Genomic DNA, 24,391 nt, shown 5'->3' on the forward strand with positions numbered 1-24,391 from the left:
GGTCCTACTGGCTCTTGCCCGTGGCCTGCTGGACCTGGGGGACGATCCCGGTCTTGTCCTCGAAGAACTTCGTGTTGACCGACTCCCAGCCGCCGAGGTCGGCGATCGTGGTCAGCTTGGCCGGCGTGGGGAAGGGCTGGGCCGGGTCGTTGGCGCCCTCGACCGTGCCGGTCGGGGTGCCCTTGACGACGGGACGGAACCCCTTGGCGGCGAACTCGGCCTGCCCGTCCGCGGACAGCACGAAGTCGAGGTAGTCCTTCGCCTTCGGGGTGGCCTTGGTCGTGACGGCGGCCGGGTTCTCTATGAGCACCGTCTCGTCGGGGACGACGTAGTCGAAGTCCTCGCCCGACTGGCGGGCCAGGATCGCCTCGTTCTCGTAGCTGATCAGCGCGTCGGCGTCGCCGTCGAGGAAGGCGTTCGTCGCGTCGCGGCCGCTGCCCGGCAGGGACTGCACGTGGCTGAAGAACTGGGTGAGGTAGTCCTTCGCCTGCGCCGGCGTGCCGCCGTCGGAGATCGTGTGCTGGTAGGCCGCGAGGGTGTTCCAGCGGGCGGAGCCCGAGGAGGCCGGGTTCGGCGTGATGATCTTGATGCCCGGCTTGATCAGGTCGTCCCAGCCCTTGATGCCCTTGGGGTTGCCCTTGCGGACGGCGATGACGACGACCGAGTCGGCGACCATGCCCTTGGTGGGCCCCGCGTTCCAGCTGGTGTCGACGAGGCCGGCCTTGACCAGGCGGGTCACGTCGGGCTCCAGGGAGAAGCTCACGTAGTCGGCGGCGAGGCCGTTCACGACCGCGCGGCTCTGGTCGCCCGAGGGGCCGTACGCCTCCTCGAACGTGACGCCCTGGCCCGCCGGGCTCGCCTGGAACTTCTTCTCGATCGCGCCGTTCGCCTCCTTGGGCACCGAGTACCCGACGAGGTGGATCACCGCGCCACCCGCGCCGGAGCTGCCCGAGCCGGCGTCGCCCGAGCCGGTGGCGGACCCGCCCACGCAGCCGGCCAGCAGGAGGGACGACACGGCAGCGGTCGCGACGGCGGCGACGCCCCGGGTGTGCAGACGGCGGAGGAGCGGGACGGTCACGGTGGAGCCTGTTCTCTGGAGCGGCGCGGCAGTTTGCCTAGCGGTCGACTAGAGAATGCAGGCTCACTGCGGTTCGGTGAGACTTCTGATCGCATGCTGAGACGTTCGACGGGCCCGAGAACGCCTCACTGAGGCGTCGTGAACCCGAGAACGCCCCCTGAGCCTGTCGAAGGCCGAGCCACGCCCCTTGAGCTTGTCGAAGGGCCCGGAACGGGTCGGCGTTCAGGGGCAGGTAGCAGGAGCCGACCTCTTCGAGGCCCTTCGACAGGCTCAGGGGGCGTTCGCTCAGCCCTTCGACAGGCTCAGGGGGCGTTACGCCTACCTGCTGCTCAGGCGCCCACGAGGCGGGCGAGGGAGGGGCGGGTGAGGGGGCCGTACGTCGCGACGACGAGGGCGGGGCCCTCGAGGACCAGGCCGGCGCGGGTGCCGTCCGGGTCGGGCGTCAGGTCGTGGTGGAGGGTCAGGGCGAGCGGGCCGACGCGGGCGAGCCAGCTCCAGGTCCGGGCCTCGGCGTCGACGGCCGTGACGACGAACGGCACGCGGAGCCCGCCGAGCGCGTGCACCGTGCCCGTGCGGCCCACCGCGAGCCGGGGTCCGTCGGCCTCGACGGAGCGGATCTGCGGCGCCCAGGTCGGCCAGGCCGCGAGGGAGGCGTAGCGCTCCCAGGCGACGTCGGGCCGGGCCGGCCCGGTGACCTCCACGCGTCGTACGGCGCCGCCCACCGGCCCACCTCTCTCTGCTGGCGACCGACGGGCACCCGCGGCGCGTTACCGCCACGTTTCGGCCCCGGGCTGCCCTGAGCCCCGGTCGGTCTCCACCGTAGGCTTCCGCCAACCCGCTCTACGGCGGCCCTGCACGGCGAAGGATCGAGGAGCAGATGAAGGCGAAGACAGTCCTGGTGGCCGCGGTCGCGGGTGGCATCGGATACGTCCTGGGCACGCGCGCCGGACGCGAGAAGTACGAGCAGCTCAAGGCCCGCGCGAACGACCTCGCCCACAGCCAGCAGGCGCAGGACGCCGCGGCGAAGGTGGCCGCCGAGGTCAAGAAGAACACCGGCTCGCTGCCCGACCCGATCGCGAACGTCGTGAACAGCGCGGCGGACGCCGTCGCCGAGGCGCCGAAGCCCGACGCCGCGCCGGGTACGACCTCCGCCACCTCCGCGTGAGCCCGGGCGACCCGGGGACCCGCGAGGTCCGGATCGGCTGCGAGTTCGTCCACTCCTCGGCGTACGACGTCCCGGCCGTGTTCCAGGTCGAGCCCGCGCCCGGCCAGGACGTGGTGGTGCACGACGAGACCTGGACCTCGGTCCCGGACCAGTCGACGCACGTCTACCACGACCTCTACGACAACCTGTGCCGGCGGCTCACGATCCCGGCGGGTCAGTCGACTCTGCAGTACTCGGCGCTGGTGACCGTGCCCGACGCGACCGAGGAGGTCGACGAGAGCGCGGAGGAGCTGGCGCCGGAGGACCTGCCCGACGACGTCCTGATCTTCACCCTGCCCAGCCGCTACTGCCTGCCGGACGTCCTCGGCGCGGAGGCGTGGAACCGCTTCGGTCAGCTGCCGCGGGGCTACACCCGCGTCCAGGCGATCTGCGACTACGTGAACTCCCACCTGACGTTCCAGTACGGGAGCAGCAACGCGCGTAGCACCGCCGCCGACGTGCACGCGGCCGGCTACGGCGTCTGCCGCGACTTCACGCACCTGGCGGTCTCGCTCTGCCGGGCGCTGAACATCCCGGCGCGCTACGTCTTCGGCTACCTGCCGGAGATCGACGTGGCCGTGTCGCCGAGCCCGATGGACTTCGCGGCGTGGATGGAGGTCTACCTCGGGGGCCGCTGGTTCACCTTCGACCCGCGCAACAACGCGCAGCGCAAGGGCAGGGTGCTGATCGGCCGCGGCCGGGACGCGGGCGACGTCGCCATGGCGACGACCTACGGTGCGCCGTGGCTGCAGCGGATGACCGTGGTGGCCGAGGAGGCGGGCGTCCCGCGGGAGGCCGCCCTCGCCTGACCGGTCCCACGAGCGCCGGTAAGCGGAACCCCTCGGGGTGCGGGGGTCGTCCCCCCTCGTGGATCAGCCGACCTGGAGCTGCTCGACGGCCTGGTCGAGCCGGGCGGTGAAGGCGTCGCTACCGATCGGGGCCGACCCCCAGAAGAAGGCGAGCGCCTCGGGGGAGTCGAGGTCCACGACGACGATCTGCACGGTGTCGCCCTGGTAGCTCGTGCGGGCGTCGTAGGCGCGGACCTCCGTGCGGAGCGTCCAGGCCCGGTAGCCGTCGACCGTGGTCTCCTCGTCGACGAGGGTCGTGGTGCCGGAGACGTTGCTGTAGAGCGCCGACGCGACGGTGCACCGCAGCATCAGCTCGGCGGCCGTCCGCGGGTCCTCGAAGCCGTCGGCCACGGAGACGGCGCCCACGGCGTACGAGGCGAACCGGGTCTGGTCCAGCTGGATGTCGGTCTCGCCCAGGTCGTAGGCCCAGGTGAACGCGCTGGCCTGGGGGCCGGGGTCCTGCCAGCCGGGCTGCCGGGGGAAGGACAGGCCGCCGCCGTGCACCCGGTCGTCGCGCTCGTAGTCCTGGCGCGAGAAGGGGTTGCCGACCGGGCACGGCGGTCCGCTCGGGCTGGGGGCTGCGCTGGCGGTCTCGCTCGGGACGGGCGTCGGGTCGACGGCGGAGGGTTCGTCGGGGGTCGGTTCCGCGTTCGGGGAGGCATCGGCGCCGCCTGACGTGACGGAGGGCGCCGGACCTCCGTCGGCGGTCTGCCGGCCGGCGTCCCGGACGACCAGCGCCCCGACGACGACCAGCACCAGCACGGCCGCGACGGCGGCGAGGACGATGCCCCACCGGGCGCGCCCGCGGCGCGGAGACCGTGACTGTGCCCCGCGGTCGGGACCGGGAGGTCCGCCGGGGCTGGTGGAGGTGGTCTCCGCCCAGCTCTGCCCGTCCCAGTAGCGGTAGTGGCCCGGGCGCCCACCCGGGTCGGGATACCAGCCGGACAGGGGCACGCGCTCACGTTAGTGCCGCCGCGCGCCGATGCCCGTCGTCCCGCGCCGGTCCGTCAGGCGGGGACGTTCCGCTCGAGCTCGGCGAGCCAGGCCCGTGCGTTCCCGTCGGAGGGCGCCCGCCACTCCCCGCGCGGGGACAGGGCGCCGCCGGCGACGACCTTCGGGCCGTTGGGGATCGCCGACCGCTTGAATTGGCTCGTGCCGAAGAACCGCTGGCAGAACACGGTCAGCCAGTGCCGGATCGTCGGCAGGTCGTACGCCGTTCGCACCCCGTCGTAGCCGGGCGGCCAGGCGCCCGTCCCGGCGTCGGACCAGGCGTGGGCGGCGAGGAAGGCGATCCGGCTCGGCGGGAAGCCGTAGCGCAGCACGTGGAACAGCGTGAAGTCCTGCAGCGCGTACGGGCCGATCTTGGCCTCCGTGCTCTGCGGCCGCTCGCCCTCGGCGACCGGCACGAGCTCGGGGCTGATCTCCTGGGCCAGGATCGTGCTGAGCACGCGGTTGGTCTCCGCGTCGAACTCGCCGTTGCCGATCGCCCACCGGATCAGGTGCTGGATCAGCGTCTTGGGGACGCCGGCGTTGACGGCGTAGTGCGACATCTGGTCGCCGACGCCGTACGTGCACCAGCCGAGCGCGAGCTCGGACAGGTCGCCGGTGCCGAGCACGATGCCGTTGCGCTGGTTGGCCAGCCGGAAGAGGTAGTCGGTGCGCAGGCCGGCCTGGACGTTCTCGAAGGTCACGTCGTAGACCGGGTGCCCGTCGGCGAACGGGTGGTCCATGTCGTGGAGCATCTTCTCGGCGGCCGGGCGGATGTCGAGCTCGGCGAAGGTCGTCCCGAGCGCGAGCGACAGGTGGGTCGCGCTGTCCTTCGTCGCCGCGCTCGTCGCGAACCCCGGCATCGTGAACGTGAGGATGTCGGTCCGCGGCCGCCCGAGCCGGTCCATCGCCTTCGCGGCGACCATCAGTGCGTGGGTGGAGTCGAGCCCGCCCGAGACGCCGATGACGATCCGCGGGTTGCCGATCGCGACGAGGCGCTGGGTGAGGGCCGTGACCTGGATGTTGTACGCCTCGTAGCAGTCGAGGGCCAGCCGGTCGGCGTCGTCGGGCACGAACGGGAACCGGTCCAGGCTCCGCCGCAGCCCGAGGTCGACGCGCGGCGGGTCGAGCGTGAAGGTGACCGTGCGGAAGTCGCCGGCCCTGGCCGCGAGGGTGCGCCGGTTGTCGTCGAACGTGCCCTGCCGGACCCGTTCCTGCCGGAGCCGGAGCAGGTCGACGTCGGCCACGGCCCGGCGCGGCCCGTCGGGGAAGCGGTCGGTCTCGGCCAGCAGCTGGCCCAGCTCGTAGACCATCGTCTGGCCGTCCCACGACAGGTCGGTGCTCGACTCGCCCGGGCCGGCCGCCGTGTAGACGTACGCGGCGAGGCAGCGCGAGGACTGGGACCGGACCAGCAGGCGGCGGTCCTCCGCCCGGCCGACCGTGATCGGGCTGCCGGAGAGGTTCAGCAGCAGCGTGGCGCCGGCCAGGGCGGCCTCCGCGCTCGGGGCGACGGGCACCCACAGGTCTTCGCACACCTCGACGTGGAACGTCAGGCCCGGCACGTCGGAGGCGGTGAAGAGCAGGTCGGGCCCGAGCGGCACGGTCTGGCCCGCCAGCGTCGTCGACGCCCCGCGACGGTCGTCGCCGGGCGCGAAGTGCCGGCGCTCGTAGAACTCGCGGTAGGTCGGCAGGTAGGACTTCGGCGCCACGCCCAGCACGACGCCGCGGTGGATCACGACGGCGCAGTTCAGCAGCCGGTTGCCGTGGCGCAGCGGGGCGCCGACGACGCAGACGGTCGTCAGGTCGACCGAGGCCGCGACGAGGTCGGCGACGGCCACCTCCACCTCGTCGAGCACCGCCTCCTGCAGCAGCAGGTCCTCGATCGAGTAGCCCGTCAGCGCGAGCTCGGGGAAGACGGCGACCCCCACGCCCTCGTCCGCGCACGCCCGCAGCAGCTCGGCGACGGAGGCCGCGTTCACCCGGGGCTCCGCGATGGCGACGGCCGGCACGCACGCGGCGACGCGGACGAACCCCTGGTCGTAGATCGAGGCGAATTCCACGGCCCCAGTCTCTCAGCCGCGCCCCCGGTCGACGGTTCGGCGGTCGGGGGACTCGGCGTGCGGCGGTTCGTGAGGGTGCGGGCGGGTAGAGGGAAGACCTGGGTGTCGTGCGGCAGGAGGGTGGGACGGCGTGAGGCTGAAGAAGGACTACCTCGGGGCGGTGTCGGAGCGGGTCCTGTCGAGCCGGTCCGTCGACGTGAACCCGTCGTTGATGTGCGAGGCGTGCGTGGACGTCCTGCCGGTCGACGGCGCCGGCATCAGCCTGGTGCAGAAGTCGCTCCGCGTGCCGCTCGGCTGGAGCAGCCCGGCGGTCGGGGTCGCCGAGCGGGCGCAGACGACGGTGGGCACCGGGCCCTGCCTCTCGGCCGCGGAGGCCGGTTCCGCCCTGGCCGCCGGCGAGCGGGTGATCGCCGACCGGTGGCCCGTCTACTGGGGCGAGCTGCAGCGCCTCACCTCGTTCCGGTCGGTCGCCTCGATCCCGCTGAGCGTCGGCGACGACGCACCGTTCGGGGCGCTGGACCTCTACGCGGACGAGGCCGGTCTCACGCCGACGCTGGCCCTGCCCGACCTCACCGCGAGCGTGGCCGAGCCGATCGCCGTGATGCTGTCCGGGGCGTTCGCCCGGCTCTACGACGAGGAGGTCGGGGTGCCGGACTGGCTGACGGAGGACCCTGCCGTCGGACGCGTCGCCGTCTGGACCGCGGTCGGCATGGTCGTGGGCAGCTCCGAGCAGGACGACCTGGACGCGCTGGCCACGCTGCGCGGCTGGGCCTACAGCCACGGCCTCAGCCTGGACGAGGTGGCCGACCGTCTAGTCGAGCGCGACCTGCCTGTCGAGGCGGTCCTCGGCGACAGCTGAGCGCGGCGTCAGAGCGCGGCGGCGACGCCCTGCGGCCCGAGCACGCCGAGCAGCGCCAGGGCCTCGCCGTCATGGGAGCCGACGGCCGCGCTGTAGAGGACCAGGTGCTGGTCGCGCTCGTCGAGCGCCAGCGCGTCGCAGTCGACGGTGACGGGGCCGACGACCGGGTGGTGGAAGGTCTTGCGCAGCGTCGGCGGCGCCTGGACGTCGTGCTGTTCCCAGAGCCGGGCGAACGTGTCGCTGCCCGTACGGAGGTCGTGGACGAGCCGGGCCACGACCGGGTCGGTCGGGTAGCGGGCGGCGGTGGTGCGCAGCTGCACCACGACGTCGTGCTGGAACTCGCTCGGGTCGGAGACGCCGTAGAGGCCGGCGGCCGAGCGGGTGGACCCCAGGAACGCCCGGCGGGCGAGGTTCCGGTCGTCGGGGTGGAGCGGGCCGAAGTCCTCCATGAGGGCGGCGGCGAGGTCGTTCCAGGCCAGGACCTCGAACGCGGCCGAGACGACGAAGCCGGCCGTCTGCGGCAGCCGTTCGAGCAGGGCCAGGATGCTCGGCCGGACGTCGCGCCGGTGCAGCCCGGTGCGGCTCGGGGCCGTGCCCGCCAGCAGGTGCAGGTGGGCGGACTCGGCCGCGGTCAGGCGCAGGGCGTCCGCGATCCCGGCCAGGACCTCGCCGGACGGTCGTGGCGCCCGCCCCTGCTCGAGACGCACGTAGTACTCGATGGAGATGTGGGCGAGGACCGCCACCTCCTCGCGCCGCAGCCCGGAGGTCCTGCGGCGCGTGCCGGAGGGCAGGCCGACGTCCTCCGGCCGCAGCCGCTCCCGCCGGCTGCGGAGGAACGTCCCGAGCTCGACCCTGTCCACGTCCCCAGTCTGGCCGCTGCCGGCGGCGCCAGCCTGGTACCGCTCGTACCTGGTTGGGGCCGGTCGCGCGAACCACGCTTCGAGCATGACCACCACACCGACCACCTCCTCCGCCACCTCCTCGACCTCCGACCTCCGACGCGCGCCCCTCGGCCTCCTGGCCGGCAAGGTGGTGCTGATCACCGGCGCGAGCCGGGGGATCGGCGCGGCCGCCGCACACCTCTTCGCCGCCGAGGGGGCGTCGGTGGTGCTCGCCGCCCGCGGGGTGGACGCCCTCGACCGCGTCGTCGCCGAGGTCCGGGCCTCGGGCGGGACGGCGGACGCCGTCGGCCTGGACCTGGCCGACCCGGAGAGCATCCGGCGGGCCGTCGACCAGGTCGACGCGCTGCACGGGCGTCTGGACGGGGCCTTCAACAACGGCGCCGTCATCCAGCAGCCGGGCCCGCTCGAGACCACGAGCGAGGAGGACGTCGACCGGCAGTTCGTCGTGAACTTCCGCGCGCACTGGACCGCCATGAACGCCGAGCTCGCGCTCATGCGCCGGACCGGCGGCGGCGCGATCGTCAACACGTCGAGCATCGGCAGCCGGCGGGCGAACCCGGCGCTGCCCGCGTACGGGGCCATGAAGCGCGCGCTCAACAGCATCACCGAGACCGCGGCCGTCACCTGGGCGCCCTACGGCGTCCGCGTCAACGGCATCACGCCGGGCGGCACCGCCACGGAGATGATCGACGCCTGGGAGGCGGCGACCCCGGGCATCGTCGACGCGATCAACGCCTCCGTCCCCCTCGGCCGGATGGCCGAGCCCCGCGAGGTCGCCGAGGTCGCGGCCTGGCTGCTCAGCGACCGCGCGTCGATGGTGACGGGCGCGATCATCCCCGTCGACGGGGGTGCGGGTGCCTGAGCCGTACGGGGTCCCGCCCCGCTAGCCTGCCGAGATGCCTGACTCCGTCTCCGGCGAGGTCGCCGAGGGCTTCGGCCCGGTGGCCGACGCGTTCCTCCGGAACTTCGACGACCCGGGCGAGGACGCGGCCGCGGTGACCGTGCTCCACGACGGTGTCGTGGTGGCGGACCTGTGGGGCGGGACCGACGTCGTGCTCGGCCGCCCCATGCCGGACGACGCGCTGATGATGGTGGCGTCGTGCAGCAAGGGCATCACGGCGACCGTGCTGGCCGTGCTCGTGGAGCGCGGCGAGGTGGACCCGGACGCCCTCGTCACGCGCTACTGGCCGGAGTTCGCGGCGGGCGGCAAGGCCGGCACCACCGTCGGGATGGTCGCGGCGCACCTGGCGGGCCTGCCGTACCCGCCGCTCGGCACCGGCCTCAAGGGGCTCGACCTGCACCGCGGGCCCGCCGTCGCGGAGGCCTTCGCCCGGGCGAACCCGCTGTGGGAGCCGGGCCTCGCGATGGCCTACCACCCGGTCAGCTACGGCACCCTGCTCGACGAGATCGTGCGGCGGGCGACCGGTTCGTCGATCAGCGAGCACCTCCGGGTGCTCGTCGCCGAGCCGCTCGGCCTGGACATGTGGATCGGCCTGCCGTCCCGCCTCGACGGTCGCGTCATCCCCGGCCGCTGGGAGGACGTCGGCCCCATGGCCCCCGACGCCGGGACGGCCCCCGAGCCGGGCTCGTACGCGGAGCAGCGCCAGCGGTTCCTGGCCGAGAACCCGCCGATGGACCCGGACTTCGCCGACCTCGAGGAGGTCCGCGCGCACTACGGCGCCGAGCGGCCAGCGGTCGGCGCGATCACCGACGCCCGCTCGCTGGCCACCATGTACGCGGCGACGCTGCAGCCGGTGAACGGCGTGCAGCTCTACTCCGAGGTGACCCGCGCCCGCGTGACGGCGCCCCGGACGGACCACGTCGAGACGCTGGTCGAGAGCGGCACGGCGGGCCCGGACATCCGCTTCGGGCTGGGCTACCAGCTGGCCTCGCCGAGCATGCCGGGCTTCGGGCCGGGCTCGTACGGCCACACCGGCGCGGGCGGTCGGCTGGGGCTGGCCGACCCCGAGCACGGCCTCGGGTTCGGCTACGTCTGCAGCCGGATGCGGAACATCGGCGCGGGCGGGGACCCCCGCTGGAAGCGCCTGACCGACGCCGTCCTCGCCTGCCTCTGAGGAGGGCCCCGGACGGGCCCGCGACCGTAACCTGAGTGTTACGGCGGGGCAGGCACACTGACCCGGTGGACAAGCAGACGGAGTTCGTGCTCCGCGCCATCGAAGAGCGTGACGTGCGGTTCGTCCGGATGTGGTTCACGGACGTCCTGGGCTTCCTGAAGTCGGTCGCCATCGCGCCCGCCGAGCTCGAGGGCGCCTTCGCGGAGGGCATGGGCTTCGACGGTTCGGCCGTCGAGGGCTTCGCCCGGGTCTACGAGTCGGACATGATCGCCCACCCCGACCCGTCGACGTTCCAGATCCTGCCCTGGCGCGACACGAACCCGGCGACGGCGCGGATGTTCTGCGACATCTCGATGCCCGACGGCTCCCCGAGCTACGCCGACCCGCGCTACGTGCTCAAGCGGGCGCTGGGCAAGGCGGCCGACCTCGGCTTCACCTTCTACACGCACCCCGAGGTCGAGTTCTACCTCTTCAAGGACCCGCTGCCGACCAACGAGACGCCGGTCCCGGTCGACCGTTCGGGCTACTTCGACCACACCCCGCAGAGCACCGGCAGCGACTTCCGTCGCAAGGCGATCACGATGCTCGAGCAGATGGGGATCTCGGTCGAGTTCTCCCACCACGAGGCCGGGCCGGGGCAGCAGGAGATCGACCTGCGCTACGCCGACGCGCTGTCGACCGCGGACAACATCATGACGTTCCGGACGGTCGTCAAGGAGGTCGCGCTCAGCCAGGGCATCCACGCCTCCTTCATGCCCAAGCCCGCCACCGACTGGCCGGGCTCGGCGATGCACACGCACATGTCGCTCTTCGAGGGCGACAACAACGCCTTCTACGACGCCAGCGCCGAGAACCACCTGTCCAAGGTCGCACGGCACTTCATCGCCGGGCTGCTGAAGCACGCCGCCGAGATCAGCGCCGTGACCAACCAGTTCGTCAACTCCTACAAGCGGATGGCGGGCGGCGGCGAGGCGCCGAGCTACATCTGCTGGGGCCGCAACAACCGCTCGGCGCTGGTCCGCGTGCCGATGTACAAGCCGAACAAGGCGTCCTCCGCCCGCGTGGAGCTGCGCTCGATCGACTCCGCGGCCAACCCGTACCTGGCCTTCGCCGTCACCCTGGCCGCCGGCCTGGCCGGCATCGAGGGCGAGTACGAGCTGCCGGACGGCGCCGAGGACGACGTGTGGTCGCTCACCGAGCGCGAGCGCCAGGCCCTGGGCATCGAGCCCCTGCCGCGCAACCTCGACGAGGCCATCCGCGCGATGGAGGGCTCCGAGCTGGTCGCCGAGACCCTGGGTGACCACGTCTTCGACTTCTTCCTGCGCAATAAGCGCGCGGAGTTCAACGAGTACCGCCGCCAGGTGACGCCGCAGGAGCTCGAGCGGCTGCTCCCGGTCCTCTAGGACGTCTGACCCGGTACGCCCCCTGAGCCTGTCGAAGGGCCCCGAAGGGGTCGGCCTCCTGCTGAGCCGACCTCTCCGAGGCCCTTCGACGAGCTCAGGGGGCGTTCCTCGTCCGGCCGGCTCCTCGCCGCTGTGCTCGATTCCGCCCCCGAGATGCGCCTCGCCGTCTGCTCCCACGCTCAGACGGGTGCGCCGGGCGCGAACGAGGGGTCGGAACTGAGCACCGGTCGGGCTCAGCCCAGCAGCGGGACCATCTCCGACAGGTCCGCGCGCAGACCCGACGCGGCGATGACGCCGGAGCTCAGAGCCTCGGACCAGGCCGTGCGCCCGGTGCAGAGGCGGAAGAACGTGACGGCGTCGGTCTCGACGACGTTCGGCGGGGTGCCGCGGGTGTGGGTGGGTCCCGGATCAAGGACGCCGCCGCGGACGGCCGAGCACTGCACGGCGGCGTACGGCGGGATGCGCACCTCCACCGAACGTCCGGGGTAGCGGTCGGCCATGATCCCGGCGAGGGTGCGGGACGCGACGCCGAGCGCGGGGCGCACGAGCGGCACGGGCTCGCGTCCCGGGAACGTCCGCGACAGGTCGTCGGCGTGCACCACGAGCTCGACGACCCGGGTGCCGATCAGGTCGGTCGGCGTCACGGGGCCTTCGGCGCTGCTGACCGTCGTGGGCAGGCCCGTTCCCGGGACGACGGTCGCCTCGACCGTGCCGACGATCCCGGCCAGCCGGTCCAGCAGCTCCGCCGGTGAGGTCGCGGCGGCGAGCGCGACCTCGCGGGCCTGGATCCGGGCCGCCCCGGCGGCGTAGCGGGCGACGAGCACGTCGTTCGCGAACGCGGCCTCGGGCGTCGGTCGACGGAGGTCCGCGAGCATCCCGTCCAGGAGCTGGACGAGGTGCGCGAGCAGCGCGTGGACGTCCCAGCCGGGCAGGACCGTGGGGTGCCCGAACGCCTCGGGCCCGAGCTCGGCGAGCCAGTCGTGCACCGCCCAGCCCTGCTCGACGAGGGCCTCGCCCGGCGTCTTCCGCGTACGCGCCACGATCCTCCGCTCCGCTGCCCGTCGGACAGGCTCGGGAACGTACCCGAGGCGCGGGGAACTTACCCGCGCGACCAGCCCCGGCCGACCCACGTCCGTAACATCGCGTCCGTGATGAGGATCGAGACGGCGCAGGGGGCGCTGGCGCGTCGGGGGTTCACCGACGCCGCCGCCGCCGAGCGCCTGCTGGCCTCCTGGTCGCTGCACCAGCTCCAGCTGCTCGGGACCGTCGGGCAGGCCGCCGACCCCGACCTCGCGCTCGCCACGCTCGACCGGCTGAACGACGTCGACGCGAACCTGCTGGACCGCCTGGTCGAGGACCGGCAGCTCGCCGCCCACCTGGTCGCGGTGGTCGGGGCGAGCATGGCGCTGGGCCAGCACCTCGTCTCGCACCCCGAGCTGGTCGACGCCCTGGCCGGACCGCTGAGCCGGACCTCGGCCCCCGACCTGCGGGCCGAGCTGCTGCGCGCGGTGGGGTCCGACCCCGCCGACCCCGCCCCGGTCGCCACGGACCTGGTGGGCGACGGCCTGCGCCTGGCCTACCGGGCCGCCCTGCTGCGGGTCGCCGCCCGCGACCTGTGCGCGCCCGAGCCGATCGAGGCGGTCGACGGGGTGGCCGACGAGCTGTCCGACCTCGCCGACGCGACCCTGGAGGCGGCGCTGTCCATCGCGCGGGCCAAGGTCGGCCCGGAGGCGGCCCAGACGCGCCTCGCGGTGATCGCGCTCGGCAAGACCGGCGCGCAGGAGCTGAACTACCTCAGCGATGTCGACGTCCTCTTCGTCGCCGAGCCGGTGCGCGACGCCGACGGCGAACCGCTCATCCCGACCGACCGCGCCGTCAGCCTGACCACCCGGATGGCCGCGGAGATGACCCGGATCTGCTCGGCCCACACCGCCGCCGGGACGATCTGGGAGGTCGACGCCGCGCTGCGGCCGGAGGGCAAGGCCGGGCAGCTCGTCCGGACGCTCGCGAGCCACCGCGTCTACTACGAGCGCTGGGCCAAGACGTGGGAGTTCCAGGCGATGCTCAAGGCCCGGCCGGCCGCCGGCGACCTGGAGCTCGGGGCCGAGTTCGTCGGCGTCGTCTCCCCGTACGTCTGGCGCGCGGCCGAGCGCGAGGGGTTCGTCCACGACACCCAGGCGATGCGGCGCCGGGTCGTCGCCCACATCCCCGCCCGTGACGCCGGGCGCGAGCTCAAGCTGGGGGAGGGCGGTCTGCGCGACGTCGAGTTCTCCGTGCAGATGCTCCAGCTCGTGCACGGCCGGGTCGACGAGTCGCTGCGCGTACGCGCCACGCTGCCCGCCCTCAAGGTCCTCGTCGAGGGCGGCTACGTCGGCCGCGAGGACGGCAAGACGCTGACGCTGGCGTACCGCTTCCTCCGCGTGCTCGAGCACCGCATCCAGCTCTTCCGGCTGCGGCGGACGCACGTGCTGCCGGAGGCCGAGGAGGACCTGCGCCGGATCGGGCGCTCGCTCGGCTACCCGGAACCGGTGACCGAGCTGCTCTCCACCTGGCGGCACGTGGCGGCCGCCGTCCGCCGCCTGCACGAACGGCTCTACTACTCGCCGCTGCTCGAGGCGGTCGCCCGCATCCCCACCAGCGAGCTGCGGCTGACGACGCGCTCGGCGGAGGACCGGCTGCAGGCGCTGGGCTACGACGACCCCGCGGCCGCGCTGCGCCACATCGCGGCGCTCAGCCAGGGCGTGACCCGGCAGGCGGGCATCCAGCGCCAGCTGCTCCCGGCGATGCTCGGATGGTTCGCCGAGGCGCCGAACCCCGACGCCGGCCTGTTCGCGTTCCGGCAGGTGTCCGAGGCGCTCGGCTCGACCCCGTGGTACCTCCGCGCGTTGCGCGACGAGGGCGCGATGGCGGAACGTCTGGCCCGGATCCTGGCCAGCAGCCGCTACGCGGTCTCGCTGCTGACGCGGGCGCCGCAGACCGTGCAGATGCTCGCCTCGGAGTCGCGGCTGCAGCCCCGCCCGCTGGCCGAGGTCCGCAGCGAGATGCTCGCCGCCGCGCGCCGCCAGTCCGACAGCGCGGCCGCGGTCGAGGCGGTGCGCGCCATCCGGCGGCGCGAGCTGTTCCGCGTCGCCGCGGCGGACGTGCTCGGCGAGATCGACGTGCTCGAGGTCGGCGAGGCGCTGACCGACGTGACGTCGGCGACGATCGACGCCGCGCTGGAGATCGTGCGCGCCGGCTCCGACGTCCAGCCGGTGCCGCGGATCGCCGTCATCGCCATGGGCCGCTGGGGCGGGCGAGAGCTCTCGTACGCCTCCGACGCGGACGCGATGTTCGTGATGGCGGACGTCGTCGCGGGCGAGCAGGCGAGCGACCCGACGAAGACCGCCGCCGCGGTGATCGCGCTGCTGCGCAAGCTGTTGAGCCGCCCGGGCGCGGACCCCGCGCTCTCCGTCGACGCCGACCTGCGGCCCGAGGGCAAGGGTGGCGCGCTCATCCGCTCGCTCGCCGCCTACCGGAACTACTACCAGCGCTGGTCCTCGACCTGGGAGCTGCAGGCCCTCGTCCGGGCCGACGCGCTGGCCGGCGACCCCGAGGTCGGCGGTGGGCTGATGGCCGAGATCGACCGGCGCCGCTGGCCCGAGGGCGGGCTCACCGACGCCCAGCTCGTCGAGATCCGCAAGCTCAAGGCCCGCGTCGAGGCCGAGCGGCTGCCGCGCGGCGCCGACCCGGAACGCCACACCAAGCTCGGCCCGGGCGGTCTCGCCGACGTCGAGTGGACGGTGCAGACCCTCCAGCTGCAGCACGCGCACCGGGTGCCCGAGCTGCGGTCGACCCGCACGATGGTGGCGCTCCGGGCGGCACGCGAGGCCGGCCTGATCGATGGGCTCGACGCCGGCCAGCTCGAGGAGGCGTGGCTCCTCGCCAGCCGGATCCGGAACTCGATCATGCTCATGCGCGGCCGCGCCTCGGACTCGATCCCCTCGGACACCCGCGAGCTCGCGTCGCTGGCCGAGCTGCTCGGCTACGGGCCGGGGGAGTCGTCGCACCTGCTGGCCGACTACCGGCGCGTGACCCGGCGTGCGCGGGCGGTCGTGGACCGCGTCTTCTGGGGTCTGGGCTGAGGTCGGCGGCCGGCTCCCCGACCCTCCGCGGGCCCGACGTATAGGCCGCCCAACGAACGAGGAAGCACCAGGAGTAACTTCCCGTCCGACATGAGGGAGCCCCAGGCTCCCCCGGGTGCGAGCGGAAGGTGCCGACGATGACATCACCAGCGCAGGCGGAGGAGAGGCCCGTACGGAGCCTCGTCCCGGTGCGGATGGACAAGATGCCGTGGTCCAGGTTCCACTGGATGGTCATCTTCGGGCTCGGCACCGCCTGGATCCTCGACGGCCTGGAGATCCAGATCGTCGCCTCCGCGGGCTACGCCAAGGACCTCGGGATGTCCGACGCCCAGGTCGGCTTCACGGCCACGGTGTACCTGCTCGGCCAGGTCGCCGGAGCCCTGTTCTTCGGCCGGCTGACCGACAAGCTCGGGCGCAAGCGGCTCTTCATCATCACGCTGCTCGTCTACCTGATCGGGTCGGGCGTCGCCGGGCTGTCGCCCAACATGGGCTTCCTCTGGGTCTTCCGGTTCATCGCCGGCATGGGCATCGGCGGTGAGTACTCGGCGATCAACTCCGCCATCGACGAGCTGATGCCCGGCAAGTACCGCGGCCGGGTCGACCTGGCCATCAACGGCACCTACTGGGGCGGGGCCGTGCTCGGCTCGCTGGGCAGCTTCTACCTGCTCGACACCGACCGCTTCGCCGAGAACATCGGCTGGCGCATCGCGTTCTTCATCGGCCCGGTCCTCGGCCTGTTCATCATCTACCTGCGCCGCCACATCCCGGAGAGCCCGCGGTGGCTCGTCACGCACGGCCGCGGCGAGGAGGCCGAGCGCATCGTCTCCGGCATCGAGCAGTCGGTGCGCGATCGCGGGCAGCAGCTGCCCCACCTCGAGGAGTCGCAGGGCTGGTGGATCAAGGCGCACGAGGGCGTGACGTTCAAGCAGCTGCGCTACGTGTTCTTCAAGCTCTACCCGACCCGTACGGTCCTCGGCCTGACGCTGATGATCACGCAGTCGTTCCTCTACAACGCGATCTTCTTCACGTCGTCGCTGGTGCTGCAGAACTTCTACGGCAAGACGTCGTCGAGCGCGGCGCTCTACTTCTTCCCTTTCGCGATCGGCAACCTGCTCGGGCCGCTGCTGCTCGGCCGGTTCTTCGACACCATCGGGCGCCGCAAGATGATCGGCGGCTCGTACAGCATCGCGGCGGCCGTGCTGTTCGTCTCGGCGCTGCTCTTCCAGGCCGACCTGCTCTCGGCGGGGACGCACACCGCGCTCTGGTGCCTGTCGTTCTTCTTCGCCTCCGCCGGTGCGTCCGCGGGCTACCTGACCGTGTCGGAGATCTTCCCGCTCGAGGTGCGCGGGCAGGCGATCTCGTACTTCTTCTCGATCGCCCAGATCTTCGGCTCGATCGGGCCGCTGATCTTCGGCGCCCTCATCGGCGGCGGCAGCGAGCGCGGCCCGCTCACCTGGGGCTACATCGGTGCCTCGCTGATCATGCTGATCGGCGGTCTGGTGGCCTTCAAGTTCGGCGTCGACGCCGAGGGCAAGGCGCTGGAGGACATCGCCCCGCCGCTCAGCACGTACGACGAGCACGGCAACCAGCTGACCAAGCTGCCCGTCTAGACCGGAAGGAGCCGGGAGAATGGCTGCACGTCCCTACACCGTCGTCGTCGGCGTCAGCGCCACGTCGAAGTCGCCCACCGCGCTCGACTGGGGGCGGGCCCAGGCCGGCAGTGACGGCCGGCTCGTCGCGGTCCGGGCCTGGCGCCTGCCCAACCCGCAGGCGACCCCGTCGGGCACCCCGGCCGGCCGGATCTCGCGGGCCGAGGAGATCGAGGCCGAGGCCCGCGCCGCGCTCCAGCGCGACGTGGCCGCGACCCTCGGGGAGGACCACGGCGTCGAGCTCCGGCTCGTGCGCGGCAGCAAGTACGCCGTCCTGCTCAAGGCGGCGGAGGACGCCGACCTGCTCGTGGTCGACGCGCCCCGGCAGCTGCTCGCGGGGCCGATGTTCGCGCACCGGCTGGTCTACGCCGCGTCCTGCCCGGTCGTGGTCATGCCGCCGCACATCTCCGGCGAACCGCCGTCGGTCCTGAGCCGGGTCGCCGGCGCCGTCGGCCGGAACGTCCTCACGGCCGCGGCCACCGCCGGACGTCCGGGTTACCAGCGGCCCCTGTCCCGCTAGCGCGGTCGGAGCTCATGGCTCGTCGGGGTGAGCGGGGTCAGCGACCGCGCTCGAACCAGGCGCCGGTGATGAAGGCGCGGCGGCGGGCCGCACGGAGGGCCTCGCCGTACGCCTCGAGCGTGGCCGCCGCGGTCGTCGACCAGCTGAACCGGGAGGCGTGGGCGGCGGCGTTGGCGCCGAGGCGGACGCGTTCGGCGGGGTGGTCGAGCATCTCGGCGAGGGCGTCGGCCCAGTCGTCGGCGTCGTGGCCCTCGACGAGCCGGCCGGTGTGCCCGTCGTGCACCGCGTGCCGCAAGCCGCCCGCGTCGGTCGCGACCACCGGCCGCCCGCAGGCCTGGGCCTCGAGCGCGACGAGGCCGAAGGACTCGCTGTAGGAGGGGACACCCACCACGTCGGAGACGCAGTAGTAGCGGAACAGCTCCGAGCGCTCCGCGTGCGGACGGAACTCGACGAGGTCGCCGACCCCCAGCTCCGCCGCCAGCGGGGCGAGCGTGCCGGACCAGCCGGCGTCGGGCCCGCTGGCGCTGCCGATCACGATCAGGCGCAGGCGCTCGCGCCGGCGCGGCTCGCGCTCGACGAGGCGGGCGACGGCGCGGATGAGCACGTCGGGCGCCTTGAGCGGCTGGATGCGGCCGACGAAGAGGACCACCTGGACCTCGGGGTCGACGCCGAGCAGCTCGCGCGACTGCTGCTGGTCGCAGGGGTGGAAGGTGTGCAGGTCGACCCCGGGCGGCACCACCGCGATCTTGTCGGGGCTCGCGCCGTACGCGCGGACGAGGTCGGCCGCCTCGTCGGTGGTGTTGGCCGTGAGCGTCTCGGCACCGAAGACGATCTGCGACTCCCCGAGCGCGCGGAGGTCGGGTTCCGTCGGGCCGGCCGCCGGACGCGCGCCGTTCTTGACCCGCGCCATCGTGTGCATCGTGTGGACGAGCGGCAGCCCGTGGCTGCGGCGCAGGGCGAGGCCGGCCATCCCGGACAGCCAGTAGTGGCTGTGCACGAGGTCGTACGCCGACGCCCGCGACTCCAGCCGCGCGGCGAACTCGGGCACGAGGTCGGGGAGCTGCTCCTTCGCCACGACCGCGCGGGGTCCGGCGGGGACGTGGACGACGCGGAGGTTCTCGCTGACCTCGACGACCTCGGCCGGGGCGGTCCCGTCGTCGCGGGTGAAGACGTCGACGTGCAGGCCGCGCTCGCCGAGGCGGCGGGCGACCTCGTTGACGTAGACGTTGAGCCCGCCGGCGTCGCCGACGCCCGGCACAGCCAGCGGTGAGGTGTGGAGGCTGATCATGGCGACGCGCCGCGGGTAGTCGACGGACACGTCCACGCCGTCGGTTCCCGTCTGTCCGCCGGTCGGGGACCGGGTCGTCGCGCCGCGGGGTGCCCCGTGGCCTGCCGTGCTCAGCCTAACGGCCCGCTGACCAGCAGCAGCGCCGCGAGGGCCAGCACCAGACCGACGACCTGCAGGGGCCGCAGCCGCTCCCGGTCGACGGCCAGGGCGAGCAGCACCGTCGTCACCGGGTAGAGCGCGGCGAGCGGGGCGACGAGGCTCAGGTCGCCGTACCGGGTGGCGACCAGGTAGAGCGCGTTGGCCGTCATGTCGAAGGGCCCGGCGACCGCCGTCCAGACCAGGGACCAGCCGCGGGGCCAGCTCCCGCCCCCCGCGTCCCTGCTCCGGGCCCGGGCGACGAGGACCAGGAGGCCGGTGAGGACGAGGGCGGCGAGCTGGGCGCTGCCGACCGGCCACAGCCCGGCGTCGCCACCGGCCGCGACGTTCGCGCGGGCGAGGAGGACGAAGAAGAGCGCGAACCCGACCCCGGCCAGGACGGCCTGCCCGACGAGCCGGCCGGTGACGACCGAGACCACGCCCGGCCGCGGGGGAGCGAGGCTGACCAGCGCGATGGCGACGAGCGCGCACGTCACTCCGGCCAGCGCCACCGGGCTCGGACGCTCGCCGGAGGCCAGGCCGACGACGACCGGGATCGCCGCGGAGGTCACCGACGCCACGGGCGCGACCACCGTCATCGCCCCGGCCGACAGCGCGCGGTAGAAGACGATCACCCCGACGGCGCCGAAGAGCCCCGCCAGCGCGCCCCAGGCGAGACCGCCGAGGTCCGCGCCCGTGGGCAGGAGGACCAGGTAGAGCGCCAGGAGCGGCAGGCTCGCGAGCTTGCTCAGCCAGACGACCCGCAGCGCGTCGGCCCGCTGCGTCGCCTTGCCGCCGGCGAAGTCGCCGACCCCCCAAACAAGGCCGGAGAGCCCGGCGAGAACGACGAACAGCACCGGCTCAGGCTAGGGGAGGCGTCGACCGAGAACGTTCCGCTGTCCGACCACCTATGCGGTGGTCAGACGGCGGGAAGTTCAGGAGTGCGGCCGGGGATCGCGGGTACGTAGGAGGAGACAGAAATCCGATCGAGGAGGAACGCGTGGCGAAGTCAGTAGCGACCGTGTGGGTGCCCGTGGACGACATGGACCGGGCGAAGGCCTTCTACGGCGAGACCCTGCGCCTGGAGGTGGGCAAGGAGACGCCCGAGTGGAGCGAGGTCGACGCGGGCAACCTGACCATCGGGCTGAACGCCCGCGAGGGGACCGCGGCGCACGCCGACGGCGGGGCGGTCATCACGTTCACGCCGGAGGGCACCATCGACGACGAGGTCGCGCGCCTGCAGGGCCTCGGCGTCGAGTTCGCCGGCGGCATCAGCGACCACCCGTGGGGCCGCATCGCGCCGTTCAAGGACACCGAGGGCAACGACCTCCAGCTGTACGCGCCGCCGCAGGACTGACGTACGGGATGGTTCGGCCGGAGGGCCGCGGGGCTCCGGCCTCGCGGTCCTTCGCGCGTCCGAGGGGCGGCCGGCGCGTCGGACCCGGCCGCGCCGTGAACGGGGCCTGAACGCCGGGTGTCGTGCTCCGGGCCACGAGATGTCCCCGGTGTAACGTCCGGCCTGTGCTGCCCCTCACACAAATGCAGTCACTCCCGTCCCAGGCGGAGACGTGACCGCGACCGCCGCCCCGTCGGCGCTCGTCACCTCCGCGGACGAGACCCGGGTGCGCTCGCGGCGCGAACCGGGTTCGTGGGGCGCGGTGCTCTACCTGGTGCCCGCGCTGATCGTCTTCGTGGCGTTCTTCTTCTTCCCGCTGGGCCGCTCGGTCTACCTCTCGTTCCAGCGCAGCGACCTCTTCGGCCGGCCGCGCGGCTTCGTCGGGGTGGAGCACTACACGAACCTCTTCACCGACCCGGGCTTCGGCAAGACCCTCCTGGTGACGCTCGGCTTCACGCTGCTGACGGTGATCCCGAGCATCCTGATCGGGCTCGTGCTGGCGCTGCTGCTGCAGGAGCGGATCCGCGCGGTGCGGTTCTTCCGCACCGCCTTCGCGCTGCCGTTCGCCTTCTCCGTGGCCACGGCCGCCGTCGTCTTCGGCGTGATGCTCAACCCGGCCACCGGCGTGATCAACGGCCTGCTCTCGTACGTCGGCGTCGCCCCGGTCGGCTGGCTCACGGAACCCTCGACCGCGCTGCTCGCGGTCGCGGCCACCTCGGTGTGGATGCAGGTCGGCTACAACCTGCTCGTGCTCTCGGCCGGGCTCGGCGCCGTGCCCGACGACGTCCTCGAGGCGGCCCGGCTCGACGGCGCCTCGGGCCTGCGGCTCCAGACCGGGGTGGTGCTGCCGCTGATCAGCCCGCAGCTGTTCTTCCTCGCGGTGACGGGGACCGTGCAGGCGCTGCAGAGCTTCGGCCAGATCCACATCCTGACGCGCGGCGGGCCGGACCGCTCGACCCAGACGCTCGTCTACTCGATCTACGACGTCGCCTTCGCGAACAACAACTCGAACTTCGGCGCCGGCTCGGCGCAGGCCATCGTGCTGCTGATCGTGGTGCTGGCCATCACGGCCTTCCAGTTCGGCTTCCTCCAGCGGAAGGTCTTCTACTCCTGATGGCGACCGTCACCTCTCCTCTGCCCACCGCGGCACGACCCGGGGCGCGGCGTTCCCCGTCCTCGTCCGGGGGTTCCGGCCACCGCCCGCGCGGCGGCCGCGTGCTGAACTACGTGCTCCTGGGCCTGCTCTTCGTCGTGCTGCTGTTCCCCGTCTACTACGGGTTCGTCGGCAGCTTCATGAGCCCGAGCGACATCAACACCTTCCCGCCGCACCTGTGGCCGCTCGGCGGCTTCGTCGCCGAGAACTACGCGAACGCGCTCGAGGTCATCCCGCTCGCCCGGCAGTACCTGAACTCGGCCGCCGTCGCCGTGCTCGTCGTGCTCGGCCAGCTGGTCACGAGCGTGCTGGCGGCGTACGCGCTGGTGTTCCTGCGGCTGCGCGGACGCCGCTTCTGGTTCGCCCTGCTGCTCAGCACGATGATGATCCCCTGGGAGGCGATCATCATCCCGAACTACCTGGCCATGGCCGAGCTCGGGTTGATCAACACCATCGCCGCCCTCGCCCTGCCCTACCTCGCGGCCGGGTTCGGTGTGTTCCTGCTGCGCCAGGCCTTCCTCACCTTCCCGATGGAGCTGCGGGACGCCGCGCGCGTCGACGGGGTGAGCACCTTCGGCTTCCTCTGGCGGATCCTCGTGCCGCTGACCCGCCCGACGATCGCGGCGCTCGGCGTCTGGTCGTTCCTCTCGGCCTGGAACATGTACTTCTGGCCGCTGCTGATCACGCAGGCGCCCGAGAACCAGACCATCCAGATCGGCATCGCCCAGCTGCAGTCGGTCGACGCGAACGACCCCGGCATGGTGCTCGCCGGCGTGGTGCTGGCGCTGCTGCCGACCCTGGCGCTCGTCCTCTTCGGCCAACGCTTCATCGTCCGCGGGCTGACGGCGGGGTCGGGCCGATGAGCGCGCTCACCTCCGCCCGCCCCGTACGTGGTCGCCGCGGCCTCGCGGCCCGCCGGCTGCTCGCCGGGCTCGGCGTCCTGCTGCTCGTGACCGTGGCCGGCTGCGGGGGCAGCCGACCCGAGGGCAACCTCGACGTGCCCGCCGCGGACGCCCTCGAGGCGGCGCCGGGGATCACCAGGGTCACCTTCTGGCACTCCATGGACGCCAGCAACGGCGTGGCGCTGAACAGCCTGGTCGCCAGGTTCAACGCGGCGCACGCCGGCAAGGTCGTCGTCGAGCCGATCTTCCAGGGCGACTACGACACCGCGATCACCAAGTACAAGGCGTCGGTGCAGTCGAGCACGACGCCGTCGATCATCCAGATCTACGACATCGGCACGCAGTTCATGGTCGACTCGCAGGAGGTGGTGCCGATCGCCGGGTTCGCGAAGCGCGACGGCTACGACCTCGGCGCGATCCAGAAGAACATCGCCGGCACCTACACCGTCGGCGGCACCCAGTGGTCGATGCCGCTGAACAGCTCCGTCCCGCTGCTGTACTACAACAAGACCGCCTTCAAGGCGGCCGGACTCGACCCCGACAAGCCCCCGCAGAACCTGGCCGAGATCCGGGCCGCGGCGGAGAAGCTCAGCAAGGTCAACGGCGGGCCGGTCGCGTACGGCTTCGGCGCGGCGATCTACGGCTGGTTCCTGGAGCAGTTCGCCGCCACGAACGGCGAGGAGTTCTGCAACGCCGGGAACGGGCGTACTGGGCAGCGCGTGACCGCGGCGAACATGTCGGGGCCCACGATCACCGAGGCCGTCGAGTGGTGGCAGAAGATGGTCGCCGACGGGCTCGCCGTGAACACCGGGCGGGTGACCAAGGACGCCCAGGACGCGTTCAAGGCCGGGCAGACGGCGATGACGCTGGAGTCGACCGGGCAGGTCAAGGGCTTCACCACGGCCGCCAAGGGCAAGTTCGAGCTCGGGGCCGCGCCCTACCCGGTCGTCTCCGGGACGGAGAAGCCCGGCAACGGCCCGTCCATCGGCGGCGGCAGCCTGTGGATCTCCGGCCCCGGGCACAGCGAGGCGGAGAAGGAGGCGGCCTGGGAGCTGGCGAAGTTCCTCGCGCAGCCCGACTCGCAGGCCGTCTGGCACACGCAGACCGGCTACTTCCCGGTCACCAGCAAGGCGCTCGACGAGCCCGTCGACAAGGAGTTCGTGGCGGCCAACCCGCTGTTCACGGTCGCGATCGACTCGCTGAACAGGACGCAGGTCTCCCCGGCCACGACGGGCTGCGCGGCGGGCCCGATGCCGCAGATGCGCAAGGCGCTCGAGGACGGGCTGGAGCGGGCGCTGATCGGCAAGGACGCGAGGACGTCGCTGGTCAAGGTCCAGGAGAACGTGGCCGAGTCCGTCGCCAGCTACAACGAGTCCGTCGGCGGCTGAGCGGGGGCACCTGACCGGATTCGGTTCGGAGGAACCGGGGTAACTGGCCGCGTACGACGCGGCGACGAGGCGGTGTCGGGCCTGTCCGCGCCTCGAGGAAGTCCTGCCGTGCCCCTGCCCCTCTCCCACCGGCCGTCCGCATGATCGGCATGGGCTCGCTCGGGATGCGGTGGCTGCGCCTGACCCTGCCGCTGCCGTTCGCGGGTGACGCACGCCCGACCCGCCACGACGGGACGCTCCTGCGGGCCTGCCCGCACTGCACCAACGTCGACACCCTCAGCCACCACTGCGCCAACCCGCGCTGCGACTGGGTCGCCTGCACCTGCGGCGCGCTCGTCTACACCCGCCGGCGCCACCGCCACCCCAGCCACGGCAGCGACCGCGACACCTGCCACGACGTCTCCGCCGCGGTCTAGGCCCCTT

General features: G+C 73.0%; 22 protein-coding genes. 14 read left to right on the forward strand and 8 right to left on the reverse strand.

All coding sequences use genetic code 11. The annotated features are described in order from the left end of the window. Positions 1–4: 4 nt before the first annotated feature. Both ABD665_RS19350 and ABD665_RS19355 read right to left on the reverse strand, forming a co-directional pair. A complete protein-coding gene (locus tag ABD665_RS19350; RefSeq protein WP_344742797.1) occupies positions 5–1,078 on the reverse strand; it encodes a sulfate ABC transporter substrate-binding protein in 1,074 nt (357 codons plus the stop codon). A gap of 329 nt (positions 1,079–1,407) precedes the next feature. Further along, positions 1,408–1,800 (reverse strand): SRPBCC family protein, encoded by a 393-nt coding sequence (locus ABD665_RS19355; protein WP_204911262.1) that lies wholly within the window; start codon positions 1,798–1,800, stop codon positions 1,408–1,410. A 155-nt stretch (positions 1,801–1,955) separates the two neighbouring features. Here ABD665_RS19355 and ABD665_RS19360 point away from each other — a divergent pair, with 155 nt between their 5' ends. Further along, complete coding sequence (locus ABD665_RS19360; protein ID WP_204911263.1) at positions 1,956–2,243, forward strand: hypothetical protein; 288 nt, start codon at positions 1,956–1,958, stop codon at positions 2,241–2,243. Next, the gene (locus tag ABD665_RS19365; protein ID WP_204911264.1) at positions 2,240–3,091 is read left to right on the forward strand and encodes a transglutaminase domain-containing protein; all 852 of its coding nucleotides are present in this window, start codon (positions 2,240–2,242) and stop codon (positions 3,089–3,091) included. Before ABD665_RS19360 ends, ABD665_RS19365 begins: the two co-directional genes overlap by 4 nt. Before the next feature lie 63 nt (positions 3,092–3,154). Here the strand turns inward: ABD665_RS19365 and ABD665_RS19370 are convergent, their stop codons facing one another. Then, positions 3,155–4,084, reverse strand: a complete 930-nt coding sequence (locus ABD665_RS19370; RefSeq protein ID WP_204911265.1) for a DUF2510 domain-containing protein — start codon at positions 4,082–4,084, stop codon at positions 3,155–3,157. Between the two features lie 53 nt (positions 4,085–4,137). Continuing rightward, positions 4,138–6,177, reverse strand: a complete 2,040-nt coding sequence (locus ABD665_RS19375) for an NAD(+) synthase (RefSeq protein ID WP_204911266.1) — start codon at positions 6,175–6,177, stop codon at positions 4,138–4,140. 130 nt (positions 6,178–6,307) lie between these two features. On the opposite strand from ABD665_RS19375, the gene ABD665_RS19380 reads away from it, so the two are divergent. After that, positions 6,308–7,036, forward strand: coding sequence for a hypothetical protein (locus ABD665_RS19380; protein WP_204911267.1), 729 nt, complete (start codon positions 6,308–6,310; stop codon positions 7,034–7,036). 8 nt (positions 7,037–7,044) lie between these two features. Here the strand turns inward: ABD665_RS19380 and ABD665_RS19385 are convergent, their stop codons facing one another. Continuing rightward, positions 7,045–7,896, reverse strand: coding sequence for an MmyB family transcriptional regulator (locus tag ABD665_RS19385; protein WP_204911268.1), 852 nt, complete (start codon positions 7,894–7,896; stop codon positions 7,045–7,047). 85 nt (positions 7,897–7,981) lie between these two features. On the opposite strand from ABD665_RS19385, the gene ABD665_RS19390 reads away from it, so the two are divergent. The 3 genes from ABD665_RS19390 to glnA all read left to right on the forward strand — a co-directional run bounded on the left by ABD665_RS19390 (position 7,982) and on the right by glnA (position 11,416). Continuing rightward, positions 7,982–8,800 (forward strand): SDR family oxidoreductase, encoded by an 819-nt coding sequence (locus ABD665_RS19390; protein WP_204911269.1) that lies wholly within the window; start codon positions 7,982–7,984, stop codon positions 8,798–8,800. 34 nt (positions 8,801–8,834) lie between these two features. After that, a complete protein-coding gene (locus ABD665_RS19395) occupies positions 8,835–10,013 on the forward strand; it encodes a serine hydrolase (RefSeq protein ID WP_204911270.1) in 1,179 nt (392 codons plus the stop codon). 65 nt (positions 10,014–10,078) lie between these two features. Next, positions 10,079–11,416 (forward strand): type I glutamate--ammonia ligase, encoded by a 1,338-nt coding sequence (gene glnA / locus ABD665_RS19400; RefSeq protein WP_204911271.1) that lies wholly within the window; start codon positions 10,079–10,081, stop codon positions 11,414–11,416. A gap of 233 nt (positions 11,417–11,649) precedes the next feature. On the opposite strand, the gene ABD665_RS19405 is transcribed toward glnA, so the two are convergent. After that, positions 11,650–12,456: a sterol carrier family protein gene (locus ABD665_RS19405; protein WP_204911272.1), complete on the reverse strand. Its 807-nt coding sequence runs from the start codon at positions 12,454–12,456 to the stop codon at positions 11,650–11,652. Positions 12,457–12,567: 111 nt separating this feature from the next. Here ABD665_RS19405 and ABD665_RS19410 point away from each other — a divergent pair, with 111 nt between their 5' ends. The 3 genes from ABD665_RS19410 to ABD665_RS19420 all read left to right on the forward strand — a co-directional run bounded on the left by ABD665_RS19410 (position 12,568) and on the right by ABD665_RS19420 (position 17,706). Then, positions 12,568–15,537: a bifunctional [glutamine synthetase] adenylyltransferase/[glutamine synthetase]-adenylyl-L-tyrosine phosphorylase gene (locus tag ABD665_RS19410; RefSeq protein ID WP_344742815.1), complete on the forward strand. Its 2,970-nt coding sequence runs from the start codon at positions 12,568–12,570 to the stop codon at positions 15,535–15,537. 137 nt (positions 15,538–15,674) lie between these two features. Beyond that, positions 15,675–17,147: an MFS transporter gene (locus ABD665_RS19415; RefSeq protein WP_344742804.1), complete on the forward strand. Its 1,473-nt coding sequence runs from the start codon at positions 15,675–15,677 to the stop codon at positions 17,145–17,147. A gap of 19 nt (positions 17,148–17,166) precedes the next feature. Next, positions 17,167–17,706 carry a universal stress protein gene (locus ABD665_RS19420; protein ID WP_204911273.1) on the forward strand — a complete coding sequence of 180 codons (540 nt, stop codon included), beginning with the start codon at positions 17,167–17,169 and terminating at the stop codon, positions 17,704–17,706. Positions 17,707–17,743: 37 nt separating this feature from the next. Here ABD665_RS19420 and mshA read toward each other — a convergent pair whose 3' ends face one another. Together mshA and ABD665_RS19430 are read right to left on the reverse strand one after the other, a co-directional pair. Next, the gene (gene mshA, locus ABD665_RS19425; protein WP_344742806.1) at positions 17,744–19,030 is read right to left on the reverse strand and encodes a D-inositol-3-phosphate glycosyltransferase; all 1,287 of its coding nucleotides are present in this window, start codon (positions 19,028–19,030) and stop codon (positions 17,744–17,746) included. Between the two features lie 74 nt (positions 19,031–19,104). Beyond that, positions 19,105–19,986 carry an EamA family transporter gene (locus tag ABD665_RS19430; RefSeq protein WP_204911274.1) on the reverse strand — a complete coding sequence of 294 codons (882 nt, stop codon included), beginning with the start codon at positions 19,984–19,986 and terminating at the stop codon, positions 19,105–19,107. A gap of 143 nt (positions 19,987–20,129) precedes the next feature. On the opposite strand from ABD665_RS19430, the gene ABD665_RS19435 reads away from it, so the two are divergent. The 5 genes from ABD665_RS19435 (at position 20,130) to ABD665_RS19455 (ending at position 24,384) form a co-directional block, all read left to right on the forward strand. Beyond that, complete coding sequence (locus tag ABD665_RS19435; RefSeq protein ID WP_204911275.1) at positions 20,130–20,486, forward strand: VOC family protein; 357 nt, start codon at positions 20,130–20,132, stop codon at positions 20,484–20,486. Between the two features lie 211 nt (positions 20,487–20,697). Continuing rightward, positions 20,698–21,639: a carbohydrate ABC transporter permease gene (locus tag ABD665_RS19440; protein WP_344742809.1), complete on the forward strand. Its 942-nt coding sequence runs from the start codon at positions 20,698–20,700 to the stop codon at positions 21,637–21,639. Beyond that, positions 21,639–22,541: an ABC transporter permease subunit gene (locus ABD665_RS19445; RefSeq protein WP_204911276.1), complete on the forward strand. Its 903-nt coding sequence runs from the start codon at positions 21,639–21,641 to the stop codon at positions 22,539–22,541. Before ABD665_RS19440 ends, ABD665_RS19445 begins: the two co-directional genes overlap by 1 nt. Continuing rightward, entirely contained in the window at positions 22,538–23,968 is a 1,431-nt protein-coding gene (locus ABD665_RS19450) for an extracellular solute-binding protein (RefSeq protein ID WP_204911277.1), read from the forward strand. Before ABD665_RS19445 ends, ABD665_RS19450 begins: the two co-directional genes overlap by 4 nt. Before the next feature lie 140 nt (positions 23,969–24,108). Continuing rightward, the gene (locus ABD665_RS19455; protein ID WP_204911278.1) at positions 24,109–24,384 is read left to right on the forward strand and encodes a hypothetical protein; all 276 of its coding nucleotides are present in this window, start codon (positions 24,109–24,111) and stop codon (positions 24,382–24,384) included. Positions 24,385–24,391: the final 7 nt, after the last annotated feature.

Source organism: Microlunatus spumicola, from assembly GCF_039536445.1.
GTDB classification, from domain to species: Bacteria; Actinomycetota; Actinomycetes; order Propionibacteriales; family Propionibacteriaceae; genus Microlunatus; species Microlunatus spumicola.